Below are 16261 nucleotides of genomic sequence, written 5' to 3' on the forward strand. Positions count from 1 at the left end.
CTCGGACGCGCGGTCACGGCCTGGGGAGGGAGTCCAGGAGGTGTCGGTCGCCGGTGACGGACGCGTGGTTCGGGCGGTCCCAGACGGCGCGGAACAGCTCGTCGGCGGTGCCCGAGACGGTGGTGTCCGGGCCGGTGGTGCCCGGGCTGGTCGCGGGCGGGCCGGTCACGGGTCGTTCGCCTTCGGTCAGCGCGACCTCCCAGCCGCGGCCGGCGTCGGTGGCGTGGAACAGGATCCGGCCGGTGGTGGTGATCGGCTTGCGGGCGCTGACGTAGCCGAGCATGTCGGTCAGGTACTCGTCGACGCCGTCGGCGGCCAGGTCGGGGTCGAACCGGTGGGTCGGGCGCGCGTCGGGGCTCTTGGCGTGCTCGGCGTCGAGGCGGTGGATCGCGGCCTCGTGCAGCTGGCGACGGGCGGCCCGGGCGTAGGTCTTGGGGTTGACGTGGGTCCACGTCGGGGTGGCCGGGTCGGTGGTGGCGAAGAGGTCGAGCATGGTGGCGAAGGCCGCGCGGGCGTGGGGGACGAGGTCGGTCCACCGCTCCGGGCGGTCGCCCCACGCCGGGCGGTCGCCGTCCGGTGGGGTGCGCAGCGAGCGGGCGACCCAGTCGTGCACGCCGGCGACGTGGTCGACCAGGTCGTGGACCGTCCACTTCGGACAGGTCGGGACGGGTGCGCCGGGTGGCAGGGCGACGAGGGTGTCGAGCAGGGCGTCGTACTCGATTTCCAGGCGCCGCAGCGTGTCCGCGTAGTCCACGGCGGGGAGCCTAGGGGCTGACGGCGTCCCAGGGCACGGTCATTTCGCCGAGGCGCCAGCGCTTGCGGGTGTCGAGGACGGGCCAGGTGCGGGCCAGGAGGGTGATCGTCTCGACCCAGCGGGCGCGGGGGCCGAAGGGTGCGAACGGCGCGGCCGTGGCCCAGCAGGTGTCGAGGTCGGTGAGGAGGGCGTGGACGCGTTCGCCCTCGACGTTGCGGTGGATGAGGGTTTTGGGGAGGCGTTCGGCCAGGTCGCCCGGGGTGTCGAGGTCGGCGGGGAGGCAGGAGAGGGTGAAGGTGCGGGGGCCGTCGGCGGTGAGGGAGACCCAGGCGCACCGGCGGCCGATCTCGTCGCACGTGCCCTCGACCAGCACGCCGCCGGGCGCGAGCCGGGAGGTCATGGTGTCCCAGGCTTCCCACGCCTGCTCCTCGGTGTACTGGCGCAGCACGTTGAACGCCCGCACCAGCACGGGCCGTCGCCCGGCGAACTCGAACCCGCCCCGCCGGAACTCCAGCCACGGCGGATCCGCCACGGCCACCCCGGCCGCCACCCGCTCGGCGTCGAGCTCGAGCCCGAGAACCCGCACATCGGCCCGAATCCGCCGCAGCCGGGCAGCCATCTCCACCGTGGTGACAGGCGACGCCCCGTACCCGAGATCGATGACCAGAGGATCATCCCCTCGTTCAACAATCCCCCCGTAGAACCACCCCACCCACCGATCAACCCGCCGCAACCGATTGGGATTGGTCGTACCGCGGGTGGGCAACCCCAACGCCCGAGCCCGCCCGGCGGCAAAACGAGGAGCCCGGACCATGCCGCCCAGTGTCGCTTCCCGGCCTCCGCCCACAGAACCCACCCCGACTCCCCGCCTGACCCGCCACTCCACCCAGCCTCCGCCGCCAGACAGCGCAAGGATTGTTGAACAATAGAACAATCCTTTAACTGAACACCGTTTCCCACCGGGAATCGAGATCCAGGCGACCGGTCAACGCATAAGGATTGTTGAACAAGAGAGCGATCCCCCAATTGAACACCGCTCCGCGCGCCAGACCGAATGCCAGGCGACCATGTGGCGCCAAGGATTGTTGAACAAAGGGGCAATCCGACAATTGAACACCCGACGGAAGACGAGCCGGCGGCAGGCGAGCAGACGCAAGACGAGCAGGCGGAAGGCGAGATCGACCGACCGGCCTCAACCCAGGTGTGAATGATCACGCAACCCCAAGCCCGCCCCGCCCCGACGCCCAGCCCCGCCCCGACGCCCAGCCCGAGCCCAGCCAAGCAGGAGACCAGCCAAGCCGGGGCCGGGCGCAGCCCAAGCCCGAGTGCCAGCCCGCCCCGACGCCCGGCCAAGCCAAGCCCGAGCCGGAGCCGCGCCGACGCCCGGCCAAGCCAAGCCCGAGCCGGAGCCGCGCCGGAGAGGGGCGCAGCCCAGCCCGAGTGCCAGCCGAACCGAGCGCAAGCCCGAGCACAAGTGCGAGTCCGAGCCGAGCCGTCGCGCGAGGCCGAGTCGAGCGCAAGCCCGAACGCAGGCCCGAGCCGAGCGCAGCCCGAACCCGAGCCCGAGCCGAGCGCAAGCCCAAGCCCAGCCCCAGCCCCAGCCCCAGCCCAAGTGCGAGTCCGAGTCGCAGCGAGGCCCAGGCCCAGTCGAGCGCAAGCCCGCGTGCAGGCCTGAGCTGAGCGCAGCCCGAGCCTGAGTGCGAGCCGAACCGAGCCCAAGCGCAACCCGGAGCGCGAGCCGGAGTCCGAGCCCAAGTGCAAGCCGAGCCCTAGCCGGGCCGAAGCGCAAGCCCGGGTTCGGGTCTGAGCCCGAGTGCGAGCCCGAGTCGAACCGAGCCGAGCCCAGGTGCAAGTAGAGCCCTAGCTGTGCTGAAACGAGTCCAGGTGCGTGCTCGGGACTGAGCGTCAGCCCGAGCGCGGGGCAGGGGTGGGTCAGGGGTGGGTGGCGAGCCATTCCGTGGTGAAGGCCGACTCGCGGTCCAGGAGGGCGGCGACCTGTTCGGCGATCAGGGACTCCAGCTTGCCGCCCATCAGCGGGATGGAGACCTTGACCTGGCCCGCGAGGGTCAGGGTCGAGCCGGAAGTGGTGTCCGCCAACGTGATCGTGCCGTCCAGGCGGCCCGGGACGCCGTTCAGCGTCACCTCGACCGTGCCCGCGTAGCCCGCCTCCGTCCACGACTCGGCGCGGTCGATCACCAGGTCCCCGCCGAGCAACCCGCGCGCCACCGACGGCAACCGGTCCGCCGGCACGCCCTGCCTGAGCTGGTACGACGTGCTGCCCCCGCCACCGGTGAACGCGAGCAGCGCGGCGTTCGTCCCGCCCAGCACGGTCAACCGGTCGCGCAGGTAGGCCTCGTTCGTGAGGGCCGAGTACACCTCCCCCGCGCTCCGGGGGGACGTCGTCAGGTGCTCGATGCGGCGTGCCATGGCGCGGAGGCTACCGTTGACGGTCGTGACCACCCCGCTGTCCAGTGCCCACGTGCGGCTCGCCGAGCGCACCACGCTACGGCTCGGTGGCCCGGCCGCGCGGTTCGTGCGCGCCACCACGGCCGCCGAGATCGTGGACGCCGTGCGTGCCGTCGACGCGGAGGGCGATCCCCTCCTGCTGCTCGGCGGCGGCTCCAACCTGGTGATCGCCGACGCCGGTTTCGCCGGCACCGTCGTGCAGGTCGCCACCACCGGCCGCCGGCTCGACCCCCTCGGCGACGGGCTCGTGCAGCTCACCGTGGAAGCGGGCGAGGACTGGGACTCCGTCGTCGCCGAGGCCGTCGCGCAGGGGCTCGGCGGGCTGGAGTGCCTGTCCGGCATCCCCGGTCTCGTCGGCGCCACGCCGGTGCAGAACGTCGGCGCGTACGGCGTCGAGATCTCCCAGGTGCTGACGTCGGTCGACCTGCTCGACCGCCGCACGGGCCGCGTCCACCAGGTGCACGCCGACGCGCTGGGCCTGGCCTACCGCACGTCCATCCTCAAGGGCACCGACCACGCCGTGGTCCTGCGCGCCCGCTTCGCCCTCACCGCGGGCGGCCTGTCCGCGCCGATCCGGTACGGCGAACTGGCCCGCGTGCTCGGCGTCGCGCCGGACGACCGGGTGCCGGCCGACGCCGCCCGCAAGGCGGTGCTGGAACTGAGGCGCGGCAAGGGGATGGTGCTCGACCCGGCCGACCACGACACGTGGAGCGCGGGCTCGTTCTTCACCAACCCGCTGCTGGACGAGTCGACCCTGTCCGGCGTGCTGATCCGGATCGCCGAACGCCTCGGCGCGGACGTCGACGTGCCCACCTACCCGGCGGGTCCGGGCCACCGGAAGCTGTCCGCCGCGTGGCTGATCGAACGGGCCGGTTTCACCAAGGGTCACCGGGGCCGGGACGGTCGGGTGGGCCTGTCCACCAAGCACACCCTCGCGCTGACCAACCGCGGCGGCGCGAGCACCGAGGACCTGCTGGAGCTGGCGCGGGAGGTCCGCGACGGCGTCCGGTCGGCGTTCGGCGTCGAACTCCACCCCGAACCGGTCCTGGTGGACTGCGCCCTTGACTAGCCGAACGGACAAAGTGAACACAAGCGGCTGACCGGCCGAACGGGTGACTCCGTGTGACGGGGGCTCACTCCTCGCGTTTCATTGAGGTAGAGCACTCCTGGAGGTCGTCATGGCGCACCTCTCCGACCCTCACGCACGCGACGCGGCCCGGGCCATCAAGCGACTGGTCGAGGTCGATTTCCTGAGCCGGCCCGGTGTGGTCGGAGTCGACCTCGGCGAGAAGACCGCGCGCGGCCGCGGGACCGGCGAGCTGGCCATCATCGTCTTCGTGCGCCGCAAGGGCCCCGCGGCGCAGTACACCCTCCCGTCGGACGTGCTGGGCGTGCCGACCGACGTCGTCGAGGACGTCTTCCAGCCGCACCACACGGTCGCCTGGGCCGAGGGCGTGAACGGCGCCGAGCGCCACCACGTCATCCGCGGCGGCATCGGCGTCGGACCCGGCCGGGCGGTGCGGTTCGTGCCGCCGGACGTGCCGACGGCCGCCGACTACCTGGTCGCGGGCACCATCGGCGCGCTGGTCACGCCGCGGGGCAGGCACACCGCGATGGCCCTGACCTGCTTCCACGTGGCCTGTGTGGACGACGCCTGGGCGGTCGGCGACCCGATGGTGCACCCGTCCCGGGTGGACGGCGGCCACCCCTTCCACGACCGCGTCGGCACGCTGGCCAGGGCCGCCCTGTCCGGCGCGGTCGACGCCGCCGCGATCCGGCTGACCACGCCGCACTGGCTGCCCGAGGTGGTCGGCATGGGCCGAGTGGAGGGCCACGCGCGGGCCGAGGTGGCGCAACGGGTCCGCAAGCGCGGCCGGACCACGGCGTGCACCGAGGGCGTGGTGGCGTCCACCGACGCGGTGATCACCCTGGACTTCGGCGTCGGCCTCGGCGTGCGCACGCTGCGCGACCAGATCCGCGTCGAGGGCCCGTTCGGCGACCACGGCGACTCGGGCGCGGTCCTGCTGGACGACCTCAACCGCGTGGTGGGCCTGTACTGCGGCGGGAGCAGGCGGCGCGCCTTCGCGAACCCGATCACCCCGGTCCTCGACCAGCTCGGTGTCGACCTGCTTGCCTAGGGAGGTGGACCGCGCACCCTGGGACCTGGACGACTACCTCGAACTCGCCCGTCGGGCCTGCTTCGTCTGCGAGGTGGTGCGGGACAACCCCGAGTACCCGCACCACGTCGTGCACCGCACCGACGAGCACCTGGTGTTCCTGAGCCGGTTCCCGGTGCTGTGGGGCCACCTGCTGGTGGTGCCGACCGGGCACCGGGAGCACGTCGTGGACGACTTCACCGAGGACGAGTACGTCCGGCTGCACCGGCTCGTGCACCGGGTCGGCCGCGCGCTCACGTCGGTCGTGCCCACCGAACGCCTCTACGTGCTCAGCTTCGGCAGCGCGCAGGCCAACCGCCACGTCCACTGGCACGTCGCCCCGCTGCCGCCCGGCGTCCCCTACCCCGACCAGCAGGCGGGCGCCTTCGCCGCGGACAAGGGGTTCCTGCGGGCGTCCGAGGAGGAACTGGCCGACCTGGCCGCGGAACTCCGCTCCGCGCTCAGGAATCCCGGTGCAGCCGCGACGCCGAGGCCTGGGCGCGGGGCTTGAGGACGATCGTGTCCAGGTTCACGTGCGCCGGCCGGGTCACCGCGAACGCGATCACGTCCGCCACGTCGTCCGCCGTCAACGGCGTGAGGTCGGCGTACACGGCGGCCGCGCGCTCGGCGTCGCCGTCGAACCGGTTGACCGAGAAGTCCGTTTCCACCATGCCCGGCAGGACCTCGGTGACCCGCACCGGCTTGCCCAGCAGCTCGCCGCGCAACGTCCGGTGCAGCGCCGACTGCGCGTGCTTGGCCGAGGTGTAGCCGGAGCCGTTGTCGTAGGCCTCGTAGGCGGCGATCGAGGTGACGGTCACCACGTGCCCGTCACCGGAGGCGATCAGCGCCGGCAGCAGGCCCTTGGTGATCCGCAGGGTGCCCAGGACGTTGGTCTCCCACATCCACCGCCAGTGCTCCTCGTCGGCCTCGTCCACCCGGGCCAGACCGCGCGCGCCGCCCGCGTTGTTCACCAGCACCCGCGCCGCCGGCACCTCGGCCAGGAACGCGGACACGGACGCGGCGTCGGTCACGTCCAGTTCGAGCGCCGTGCCGTCGACGTCGGCCGCGATATCCTGGAGGCGGTCCAGCCGCCTGGCGCCCAGCACGACGTGGAAGCCCTCGGCGGCGAGCCGGCGAGCGGTGGCCTCACCGATGCCTGCGCTGGCTCCGGTGACGACTGCGATAGGTCGGGTCACGGTGCGATCCTAGGCGTGTGACGCAGTTCACCCGCACCGGAAGCCCGCTGACACGTCCTTCGCTGTGGGAGGTCGAAAACGTGCTGAGGAAGTTGACCGCGCTGCTCGTCGGGGGCGCCCTGCTGGTCGGGTGCTCCGCCAAGGTCGAGCAGGGTTCCGCGAAACCCGAGGGCGCCGCGGGTTCCAGCGACCCGGCGGCGGTGGCGAAGTTCACCACGGCACCCGTCGACGGAGCCAAGGACGCGCCGGTGAACACCCCCGTCCAGGTGACCGTGGCGCAGGGCTCGATCGACCAGGTGACGCTGTCCAACCCGGAGGGCAAGCCGGTGGCGGGCAAGGTCGCCGACGACAAGAAGTCCTGGGCGAGCACCGAGGCGCTCGGGTACGGCAAGACCTACACCTACGCGGGCAAGGCGACCGGGACCGACGGCAAGTCCGTCGAGCTGAAGGGCGCCTTCACCACCCTCACGCCGGCCTCCCAGGTGCGCGCCACGCTGTTCCCCAGCGACGACCAGACGGTCGGCGTCGCGGCCCCGATCATGGTCAAGTTCGACTCCGACGTCACCGACAAGGCGGCCGTGGAGAAGGCGCTGACGGTGACGAACACGGCCGGCGTCAAGGGTTCCTGGGCGTGGCTCGGCGCGACCCAGGTGGACTACCGGCCCGAGGCGTACTGGCCCGCGAACACCAAGATCCACGTCGAGGCGAAGCTGTACGGGGTGCCCTACGGCGGCGGCGCGTTCGGCAAGGCCGACGTGACGAGCGACTACACCGTGGGCCGCAACCAGGTCGTGAAGATCGACACGCCGACCCACCAGCTCGTGGTGCAGCAGAACGGCCAGACCGTGGCGACCTACCCGGCGTCGTTCGGCAAGGACGCGGACCCGGACCTGACCACGCCGAACGGCACCTTCGTGGTCATGCAGAAGGACGAGCAGTTCAGCTTCGACAACCCGCGCTACGGGTACACGAACGTGCTGAAGAAGTGGGCCGTCCGGTTCTCCAACCACGGCGAGTTCATCCACGAGAACAACGACAACGCGGCCAACATCGGCAAGAACAACACCTCGCACGGGTGCGCCAACCTGCTGGAAGCCGACGCGAAGGCGTACTACGACAGCGCCCTGATCGGCGACCCGGTCGAGGTCACCGGCTCCATCACCACGCTGCCCGCCCAGTTCGACTGGTACGACTGGCAGATCCCGTGGGCCCAGTGGCAGACGATGTCCGCGCTCTGACCGGTGTGATCCGGTGCGGTCCGGGAAGTCCTGCGACCGCACCGGCGTTGTGGTAGCTCGTGCAGACTTCTCTCCTCACCGCGGGCGGTGTGCGGCTCAACGTCCGCGAGGCGGGCCGGCCCGGCGACCCGGCGGTCGTGCTGGTGCACGGGTGGGCGCAGTCGGGAGCGGTGTGGTCGGTGCGGTCCGACGTGCCGCTCCGCGTCGCGGCGCCCGACCTGCGCGGGCACGGCGAGTCCGAGGTGACCGCCGACGGCTACCGCGACTCCGCCGCGTGGGCGGCCGACCTGAGGGCGGTGCTGGACCACACCGGACCGGCGGTCCTGGTCGGCTGGTCCTACGGCGGTCTGGTGATCACCGACTTCCTGCGCGCGCACGGCACCGCCGACGTCCGGGGACTCGTGCTGGTCGACGCGATCACCGAGATCGGGCCCGGCCGGCCGGGAGGGTCGATCGGCCCGTTGATGCGCAAGGTGCTGCCGGCCGCGCTGTCCGAGGACCCGGCGGTCGCGGTGCCGGCGCTGGCCGAGTTCTGCGCCGGGCAGGGCGGGGGCCTGTCCGGCGAGGTGGTGCAGCGGCTGCTGGGCGCGGCGCTGCGGGTGCCGCCGAGGGTGCGCGGCGAGCTGTTCCGCCGGGACGTCGACTCCGCGGCCGTGCTGCGCGCGGTCGACCGGCCGACCCTGGTGCTGCACGGCACCGCCGACGAGGTGGTCGACGTGACCGCCGCCGAGTACGCCGCCGCCACGATCCCCGGCGCCGTCCTGCGCCGCTACGAGGGTGTCGGGCACTCCCCGTTCCTGGAGCGGCCCGAGGAGTTCGCCGCCGACCTGACCGCGTTCGCGGCGGAGGTCTCCCGGTGAAGCGGGTCGCGATCCTCTCCGTGCACACCTCGCCGCTGGAGCAGCCGGGCACGGGTGACGCGGGCGGCATGAACGTCTACATCGTCCAGACCGCGACCCGGATGGCCAAGCGCGGCATCGAGGTCGAGATCTTCACCCGGGCCACCTCCTCCGACCTGCCGCCGGTGGCCGAACTCGCGCCGGGCGTGAAGGTGCGGCACGTGGTCGCGGGTCCGTTCGAGGGCTTGGACAAGGGCGAGCTGCCCGGCCAGCTGTGCGCCTTCACGGCGGGCGTGCTGCGCGCCGAGGCACGTCACGAGCCGGGCTACTACGACGTCGTGCACTCGCACTACTGGCTCTCCGGCCAGGTCGGCTGGCTGGCCCGGGAGCGCTGGGCGGTGCCGCTCGTGCACACGGCGCACACGTTGGCCAAGGTGAAGAACCTGGCGATGGCGTCGTGCGACACGCCGGAACCCCGGATGCGGGTCATCGGCGAGGAGCAGGTCGCCGCCGAGGCGGACCGGCTGGTGGCGAACACCGACGTGGAGGCGGCCGAGCTGGTCGACCTGTACGGCGCGGACCGGGCGAAGGTGCTCGTCGTACCGCCGGGTGTGGACCTGGAGCGGTTCGTGCCGGGGTCGCGCGAGGACGCGCGCGCCGCGCTCGGGCTGCGGCCGGACGCGGTGGTGCTCGCGTTCGTGGGTCGGATCCAGCCGTTGAAGTCGCCGGACATGCTGATCAAGGCCGGCGCCGAGCTGCTCGCGCGGGACCCGGGGCTGCGGTCGCGGCTGGAGGTGCTGATCGTCGGCGGACCGTCCGGCACCGGCATGAAGACGCCGGAGGACCTGCGCCGGCTCGCGGGCGAGCTGGGTGTGTCCGACGTGGTCCGGTTCCTGCCGCCGCAGGGCGGCGCGGAGCTGGCAGGCGTCTACCGGGCGGCGGACGTGGTGGCGGTGCCCAGCCACAACGAGTCGTTCGGGCTGGTGGCGCTGGAGGCGCAGGCGTGCGGGACGCCGGTGGTCGCGGCGGCGGTCGGCGGGTTGCCGGTCGCGGTGCGGGACGGGGTGTCCGGCGCGCTGGTCGACGGGCACGACCCGGCGGCCTGGGCGCAGGCCCTGCGCGCGATCGCGCTGAACCCCGCCTACCGTGAGGAGTTGGCCGGCAACGCCGTCGGCCACGCGCGCCGGTTCTCCTGGGACCGCACGACCGAGTCCCTGCTCGCGGGGTACGCGCAGGCGCGCGACGTGTTCCGCGAGGAGGTCTTCGCTTGAGCCCGGAGTCGGTGATCAGGTCCACTTTGGACGATCGTGGGCTGGCCTACGAGAACCCGGAGCCCGGCAGGTTCTTCGTGACCCTTCCCGGTACCAAGAAGTTGCAGACCAACTGCTGGCTGGTGCTCGGCAGGCACGCCCTGGTGGTCGAGGCGTTCGTGTGCCGCCGACCGGACGAGAAGTTCGCCGAGGTGTACCGGTTCCTGTTGCGCCGCAACGCGAGGCTGTACGGCGTGCACTACACGCTCGACCCGGCGGGCGACATCTACCTGGTGGGCCGGATCGCGCCGCACGCGGTGACGCCGGACGAGCTCGACCGGGTGCTGGGTCAGGTGGTCGAGGCCGCCGACGGCGACTTCGACACGGTGCTGGAGATCGGGTTCGCCTCGGCCATCCGGCGCGAGTGGGACTGGCGGGTGTCGCGCGGCGAGTCGCTCGAGAACCTCCGGGCGTTCCGGCACCTGGTGTCCGAATCGTGATCTTGACCGTTGCAACTGCCCGTCTGCCCTGATCCGTCCTCCGACCGACGTCGGAATCGGGAGGGGACCATGGGCGGACGGGTGGGAGCGGCGGTGGCCGTCGCGGCGGTGCTGGCGCTGGCGGGGTGCGCGTCGGACATGTCGTCGTCGAGCGCGGGGATGGCGGTCGACCAGGCCGCGCCGCAGCAGGGCGTGGCGCAGCAGGGCGTGCCGGGGCAGAACCCGGGGCAGCCCGCGAAGGAGGCCAAGGGCGAACCGGCGGCCGTGTCGGGCAGACAGCTGGTGCGGACCGCGACGGTGAACCTGAGCGCGGCGGACGTGCCGGACGCGTTCGGACGGCTCAAGGACGTGGTGACCGGGCAGGGCGGGTTCGTCGCGACCGAGAACGCGCGCGACCGGCGGGCCGAGGCGACGCTGCGGGTGCCGGCGGACCGGCTCGACGCGGTGCTGAAGGCGGTGAAGGCGCTCGACGGGACGCGCGTGGTCGACAGCACGGTGCGCACCGAGGACGTGACGGACCAGGTGGTCGACGTCGACGCGCGGCTGGCGAACCAGCGGGCCAGCGTGGAGCGGGTGCGGGCGTTGCTGGACAAGGCGTCCTCGACCGCGGAGATCACCTCGATCGAGGGCGAGCTGACCAAGCGCCAGTCCGACCTGGAGTCGTTGCAGCGCAGGCACGACCAGCTCGCGGACCAGGTCGCGCTGTCCACGCTGACGGTGTCGGTGGTGGAGTCCTCGGCCGCGCCCGCGCCGCCGGCCGACCCGGACTTCCTCGACGCGTTCGCGGGCGGCTGGAACGCGCTGGTGAGCGGCTTGAACGGGCTGGTGGTGGCGCTGGGCGCGGTGCTGCCCTTCGCGCTGGTCCTGGCGCCCTTCGCGGCGGCCTGGTGGTACCGGCGGCGGACCCGGCGGCAGCGGAAGTTCCTCACCACGGAGTGACCCCCGTTGGGGTGAGGATTCCTATCGAAAATTCTACCGAGAGCAACACGCGCGGAGCGCGGGGCGGCTTGGGAGAGAGGGGGAGTCGCGAGTCAAGCCGCCCCGCGTCGGTCCCCGCACTGGTGGGACGCGGGCGGGGGGAGCCCGGTGTCCCAGCGGGTCGGCCCACGGCGCGACGGGGGGAAGCGGCCGCGGGCAGGTGCCGCACAGGTCGATCGGAGTGCGTGGGCGCCGACCCGTGAGGCCCTGCCAACTTGGCAGATCGCCGGTGATCACCACAAGACCTGGGGTTACTCCGTTCGAGTGTTCTTAGCCCCGACAAGTAACGCCTCGGTGTCGGCGTTCGAGGACCTTGACCAGGGTTGTGGTGTGGCTCACGATGTCCAGATCGTCCGCCGCCGAACGAATGGGGCCGCCGCATGGTCTTCCGGAGTCCGTTCCCCGATGTCGCGGTCCCGGACGTCACCCTGCACGAGCTGCTGTTCGCCGACCTCGGCTCCCGCGCGGACCGCGTGGCCCTGGTGGACGGCGGCTCCGGCGCCTCCCTGACCTACGCGCAGCTGTCCGCCGCGGTCGACCGGCTCGCCGCCGCGCTGGCCGAGCGCGGTGTCGGCAAGGGCGACGTCGTCGGGATCCTCAGCCCGAACACGCCCTACTACGCCGTGGTGTTCCACGGGATCCTGCGCGCCGGCGCCACCGCGACCACCGTCAACGCGCTCTACACCGCGGACGAGGTCGCCCACCAGCTCCGGGACGCGGGCGCGAAGCTCCTGTTCACGGTGTCCGCGCTGCTGCCCAACGCGGTTCCGGGCGCCGCTGCCGCGGGCATCTCCGACGTCGTGGTGCTCGACCGCGCCGAGGGCCACCCGTCGCTGACCGACCTGCTCTCGTCCACCGGCCCGGTGCCGAGCGTCGAGGTCTCGCCGGACGACGTGGCCGTGCTGCCGTACTCCTCGGGCACCACCGGCCGGGCCAAGGGCGTCATGCTCACCCACCGCAACCTGGTCGCGAACATCGTCCAGTGCGGGCCGCTGCTGCGGATCGGCGACACCACGAAGATCCTCGCCGTGCTGCCGTTCTTCCACATCTACGGCATGCAGGTGCTGATGAACAACGGCCTGCACGTCGGCGCGACCGTGGTGACCATGCCCCGGTTCGACCTGCCCGAGTTCCTCCGGGTGATCCAGGACCACCGGACCGACCGCGTCTACATCGCGCCGCCGGTGGCCGTGGCGCTGGCCAAGCACCCGCTCGTGGACCAGTACGACCTCTCCGGCATCGACACGATCTTCTCCGGCGCCGCGCCGCTGGACGTCGACTTGGCCGCGGCGGTCGCGAAACGCCTGGGGTGCAAGGTCTCCCAGGGTTACGGCATGACCGAGATGAGCCCGGTCAGCCACGCGATCCCGGACGGCCGCGACGACATCTCCGTCGGCACGGTCGGCGTGATCGCGCCGAACATGGAGTGCCGCTTCATCGACCCGGCGACCGGCGAGGACGTCGGCGTCGGCGAGCGCGGCGAGCTGTGGTGCCGCGGCCCGAACGTGATGAAGGGCTACCTGAACAACCCCGAGGCGACCGCCGCGACGCTGGACGCCGACGGCTGGCTGCACACCGGCGACGTGGGCGTGATCGACGCGGACGGCCTGGTCAGCATCGTGGACCGGGTCAAGGAGCTGATCAAGTACAAGGGCTACCAGGTGCCGCCGGCGGAACTCGAGGCGCTGCTGCTCACCCACCCGTCCGTCGCGGACGCGGCCGTGGTCGGCGTGCGCGACCAGGAGGGCGAGGAGGTGCCCAAGGCGTTCGTGGTGGCGCAGCCGGGCGTCGAGCTGACCGCCGCCGAGGTGATGGACTTCGTCGCCGCGCACGTCGCGCCGCACAAGAAGGTCCGCGTGGTCGAGTTCATCGACGCGATCCCGAAGTCGGCGTCCGGCAAGATCCTGCGCAAGGACCTCCGGGCCCGCGAGAACGCCTGAGCGCCGGCGGGCGCGGACCGCGTGCCGGCGACCGCGAGAACGCGTGGGGCGCGGACCGCGCGCCGGTGACCGTGGGAACGGGTCGGGGCGCGGACCGCGTGCCGGTCCCCGTGCCCGCGAGAACGGGCGTGGCACGGCCGGTCGCTCCCGGAACCGCCCCGGCGTTCACCCGCCCGCGTGAGAAACGGGCTTTCGAATTGCGCCGCGCACCCGAATTGACCACCGTGCGCGGTGCAATTCGCATTCTCTCATCGGAGTTCTCACATGCGTTTTCTCGGTAAAATGGCGCTCGTCGTCGGCCTGCCCGCGGCGGCCATGTTCGCGACCGCGTCCGGCGCTTCGGCCACCACCGCCGACGGTCCCGGCGCGTTGTTCGACGACGTGGTCGGCGCGGAGGTCAACGTGATCAAGCTCGGCGGCGGGTCGGGCTCCAGCGCCTCGGCGCTGGACCTGGGTCAGGTCACCGGCGTCCTGGGCAGCCTGCTGGGCGGCTGACCGCGCGACGGCCCGCGCGAACCCCCCTCGCGCGGGCCGTTCCGGCAGGTCGGCGCTACACCGATTCAGATCGTGGTCAGCGCCACTGCGGCGGGTCGCGCGCCATCTGGCAGGCTGACGCCCATGTCTGTCGGAACCCTGGTGCTGCTCCGCCACGGCGAGAGCGTGTGGAACGCCGAGAACCTGTTCACCGGCTGGGTGGACGTCGCCCTGTCCGAGAAGGGCGTCGGCGAGGCGAAGCGCGGCGGCGTGCTGCTGCGCGAGGCGGGCGTCCTGCCCGAGGTGGTGCACACCTCGCTGATGCGCCGCGCGATCCAGACGGCGAACCTGGCGCTGGACTCCGCGGACCGCCACTGGATCCCGGTCCGCCGCGACTGGCGGTTGAACGAACGCCACTACGGCGCGTTGCAGGGCAAGAACAAGAAGCAGACCCTCGAGGAATTCGGCGAGGAGCAGTTCATGCTCTGGCGCCGTTCCTACGACACCCCGCCGCCGCCGATCGCGCCGGGCAGCGAGTTCAGCCAGGACGCCGACCCGCGCTACGCGGGCCTCGGTCCGGACCTGCCGCTCACCGAGTGCCTGCTCGACGTGGTCAACCGGATGATCCCGTACTGGGAGACGGCGATCGTGCCGGACCTGCGCGCCGGGAAGACGGTGCTCGTCGCCGCGCACGGCAACTCGCTGCGCGCGCTGGTCAAGCACCTCGACGGGATCTCCGACGAGGCGATCGCGGGCGTGAACATCCCCACCGGCATCCCGCTGCGCTACGACCTGGACGAGGACCTGCGCCCGACCAACCCGGGCGGCACCTACCTCGACCCGGACGCGGCGGCCGACGCGATCAAGGCCGTGGCCAACCAGGGTCGCTGACCCCCGAGCGGGCCGGGGCCGGAAAGGTCCCGGTCCGCTCACACCAGTCCGAGCTCCCGGGCCCGCGCGCCCGCCTGGAACCGCGACGTCGCGCCCAGCGCGGCCATCAGCTCCGCGACCCGCCGGCGGTAGGTGCGCACCGAGATCCGCAACGCCCGCGCGGCCGCCTCGTCGGTCGCCCCCGAGTTCAGCGCGTCGAGCAGCCCGGGCACCAGCGGGCGCAGCTCGGCCATCCCCGCCTCGTGCACGGCCAACGCGGTGCCGGCCCGCCAGGCCGCCTCGAACAGCGCCACCACCCCGTGCACCACCGTCGGCTGGGTGATCACGCTGTAGGCGCGCTCGCCCGCCGAGCGGTCGCCCGCCAGGATCACCACCCGGCGGTCCAGCACGATCGTCTCGCTCACGTCCGACGTGGACACCCGCACGTCCGCGCCGTGCCCGGCCATCCGCCGCACGTGCTCGCCCCACGTCGGGTCGAGCAGCGTGTCCAACCGGAACAGCTTGCGCAGCCTCGGAGTCCGCGCCGGCCGCGGCCCGTCCTCGCGTGGCCGGCCGCTCGCCCACGTGTGCAGGTCGTTCGCCGCGCAGGACACCTCGGTCGCCGCCGCGAACAGGTGCGCCGTGCGCCCGAACAGCTCTTCCTCGCCCCGCACCACCGCCACCGCGTCCACCGGTCGAGCATGGCAGCAACCTGCCGGCGGCGGGCGCGGCCGGCCGCCGCGGACCAGAGTGGACACCATGCTGAACGTCAAGCGGATCGGGTACGGGGCCATGCAGCTGGCCGGGCCGGGCGTCTACGGACCGCCCGCCGACCCGGAGAACGCCAGGACCGTGCTGCGCAAGGCCGTCGAACTCGGCGTCGACCACGTCGACACCAGCGACTTCTACGGCCCGCACGTGGTCAACGAGCTGATCAGGGAAGCGCTGCACCCCTACCCGGAGCACCTCACGATCGTCACGAAGGTCGGCTACCGGCGCACGCCGGACAAGGCGTGGCTGCCCGCGCACTCGGCCGAGGAGCTGCGCGCGGCCGTGCACGACAACCTGCGCAACCTCGGCGTCGAGCGGCTCGACGTGGTGAACCTGCGGGTGCCCGGCCGGGACTCGGGTTCGCTGGAGGAGCCGTTCACCGCGCTCGCCGAGCTCCGCGAGCAGGGGTTGATCCGGGACCTCGGGCTCAGCAACGCCGGTCCGGAGCAGTTGGCGCGGGCGTTGTCGATCGCGCCCGTGGTGTGCGTGCAGAACCAGTACAACGTCGCCGACCGGCAGGACGAGGACACCCTGGCGGAAACGGTCGAAAAGGGCATATCCTACGTGCCGTTCTTCCCCCTCGGCGGGTTCACCCCGGTGCGCTCGCGCGTCCTGGACGAGGTCGCCGAGACGCACGGCGCGACCAGTCGCCAGGTGGCCCTGGCGTGGCTGCTGCACCGCGCGCCGAACGTGCTGCTGATCCCCGGTACGTCCTCCGTGCGTCACCTGGAAGAGAACCTCGCGTCCGGAGATCTCCACCTTTCCGCCGCTGACCTCACTCTTTTGGACACGACTGGGTGAACGAAAATCGACCGGTCGGGAAACATCG

17 protein-coding genes are annotated in these 16261 nt (G+C 72.4%); 12 read left to right on the forward strand and 5 right to left on the reverse strand.

Features of this window, described 5'->3' with window-relative positions; genetic code table 11:
* Positions 1-13: 13 nt before the first annotated feature.
* The 3 genes from AB0G50_RS06540 to AB0G50_RS06550 all read right to left on the reverse strand — a co-directional run bounded on the left by AB0G50_RS06540 (position 14) and on the right by AB0G50_RS06550 (position 3181).
* Positions 14-754 (reverse strand): maleylpyruvate isomerase family mycothiol-dependent enzyme, encoded by a 741-nt coding sequence (locus AB0G50_RS06540; protein ID WP_360102984.1) that lies wholly within the window; start codon positions 752-754, stop codon positions 14-16.
* 10 nt (positions 755-764) lie between these two features.
* Positions 765-1568, reverse strand: coding sequence for a class I SAM-dependent methyltransferase (locus AB0G50_RS06545; protein WP_360102986.1), 804 nt, complete (start codon positions 1566-1568; stop codon positions 765-767).
* A gap of 1118 nt (positions 1569-2686) precedes the next feature.
* A complete protein-coding gene (locus AB0G50_RS06550; RefSeq protein WP_360102988.1) occupies positions 2687-3181 on the reverse strand; it encodes a DUF2505 domain-containing protein in 495 nt (164 codons plus the stop codon).
* Here AB0G50_RS06550 and AB0G50_RS06555 point away from each other — a divergent pair.
* From AB0G50_RS06555 to AB0G50_RS06565, 3 genes are all read left to right on the forward strand, one after another.
* Complete coding sequence (locus AB0G50_RS06555; RefSeq protein ID WP_360102990.1) at positions 3180-4289, forward strand: UDP-N-acetylmuramate dehydrogenase; 1110 nt, start codon at positions 3180-3182, stop codon at positions 4287-4289. The two genes, AB0G50_RS06550 and AB0G50_RS06555, sit on opposite strands and share 2 nt — an antisense overlap.
* A gap of 109 nt (positions 4290-4398) precedes the next feature.
* On the forward strand, positions 4399-5358 hold the full coding sequence (locus AB0G50_RS06560) for a hypothetical protein (protein WP_360102992.1): 960 nt from the start codon (positions 4399-4401) through the stop codon (positions 5356-5358).
* 4 nt (positions 5359-5362) lie between these two features.
* Positions 5363-5887, forward strand: a complete 525-nt coding sequence (locus tag AB0G50_RS06565; RefSeq protein ID WP_360102994.1) for an HIT family protein — start codon at positions 5363-5365, stop codon at positions 5885-5887.
* Here AB0G50_RS06565 and AB0G50_RS06570 read toward each other — a convergent pair.
* Positions 5838-6572, reverse strand: a complete 735-nt coding sequence (locus AB0G50_RS06570; protein WP_360102996.1) for an SDR family NAD(P)-dependent oxidoreductase — start codon at positions 6570-6572, stop codon at positions 5838-5840. The genes AB0G50_RS06565 and AB0G50_RS06570 overlap by 50 nt on opposite strands.
* 80 nt (positions 6573-6652) lie before the next feature.
* Between AB0G50_RS06570 and AB0G50_RS06575 the strand changes: the two genes are divergently transcribed.
* The 8 genes from AB0G50_RS06575 to AB0G50_RS06610 all read left to right on the forward strand — a co-directional run bounded on the left by AB0G50_RS06575 (position 6653) and on the right by AB0G50_RS06610 (position 14682).
* Positions 6653-7810 carry an Ig-like domain-containing protein gene (locus tag AB0G50_RS06575; protein ID WP_360102998.1) on the forward strand — a complete coding sequence of 386 codons (1158 nt, stop codon included), beginning with the start codon at positions 6653-6655 and terminating at the stop codon, positions 7808-7810.
* A 59-nt stretch (positions 7811-7869) separates the two neighbouring features.
* Positions 7870-8670: an alpha/beta hydrolase gene (locus AB0G50_RS06580; RefSeq protein WP_360103000.1), complete on the forward strand. Its 801-nt coding sequence runs from the start codon at positions 7870-7872 to the stop codon at positions 8668-8670.
* Positions 8667-9920, forward strand: coding sequence for a D-inositol-3-phosphate glycosyltransferase (gene mshA / locus AB0G50_RS06585; RefSeq protein WP_360103002.1), 1254 nt, complete (start codon positions 8667-8669; stop codon positions 9918-9920). The genes AB0G50_RS06580 and mshA overlap by 4 nt, the downstream gene beginning before the upstream one ends.
* The gene (locus AB0G50_RS06590) at positions 9917-10399 is read left to right on the forward strand and encodes a YbjN domain-containing protein (protein ID WP_360103004.1); all 483 of its coding nucleotides are present in this window, start codon (positions 9917-9919) and stop codon (positions 10397-10399) included. The genes mshA and AB0G50_RS06590 overlap by 4 nt, the downstream gene beginning before the upstream one ends.
* A gap of 69 nt (positions 10400-10468) precedes the next feature.
* Positions 10469-11338, forward strand: a complete 870-nt coding sequence (locus AB0G50_RS06595) for a DUF4349 domain-containing protein (RefSeq protein ID WP_360103006.1) — start codon at positions 10469-10471, stop codon at positions 11336-11338.
* 419 nt (positions 11339-11757) lie between these two features.
* Entirely contained in the window at positions 11758-13317 is a 1560-nt protein-coding gene (locus tag AB0G50_RS06600; RefSeq protein ID WP_360103008.1) for a 4-coumarate--CoA ligase family protein, read from the forward strand.
* 264 nt (positions 13318-13581) lie between these two features.
* Complete coding sequence (locus tag AB0G50_RS06605; protein ID WP_360103010.1) at positions 13582-13812, forward strand: hypothetical protein; 231 nt, start codon at positions 13582-13584, stop codon at positions 13810-13812.
* A 123-nt stretch (positions 13813-13935) separates the two neighbouring features.
* Positions 13936-14682: a phosphoglyceromutase gene (locus tag AB0G50_RS06610; protein WP_360103012.1), complete on the forward strand. Its 747-nt coding sequence runs from the start codon at positions 13936-13938 to the stop codon at positions 14680-14682.
* Between the two features lie 38 nt (positions 14683-14720).
* On the opposite strand, the gene AB0G50_RS06615 is transcribed toward AB0G50_RS06610, so the two are convergent.
* Positions 14721-15344 carry a DNA-binding response regulator gene (locus AB0G50_RS06615; RefSeq protein WP_360103134.1) on the reverse strand — a complete coding sequence of 208 codons (624 nt, stop codon included), beginning with the start codon at positions 15342-15344 and terminating at the stop codon, positions 14721-14723.
* 76 nt (positions 15345-15420) lie between these two features.
* Between AB0G50_RS06615 and AB0G50_RS06620 the strand changes: the two genes are divergently transcribed.
* Entirely contained in the window at positions 15421-16233 is an 813-nt protein-coding gene (locus AB0G50_RS06620) for an oxidoreductase (RefSeq protein ID WP_360103014.1), read from the forward strand.
* Positions 16234-16261: the final 28 nt, after the last annotated feature.

Source organism: Actinosynnema sp. NPDC020468, from assembly GCF_040642015.1.
Classification (GTDB): domain Bacteria; phylum Actinomycetota; class Actinomycetes; order Mycobacteriales; family Pseudonocardiaceae; genus Actinosynnema.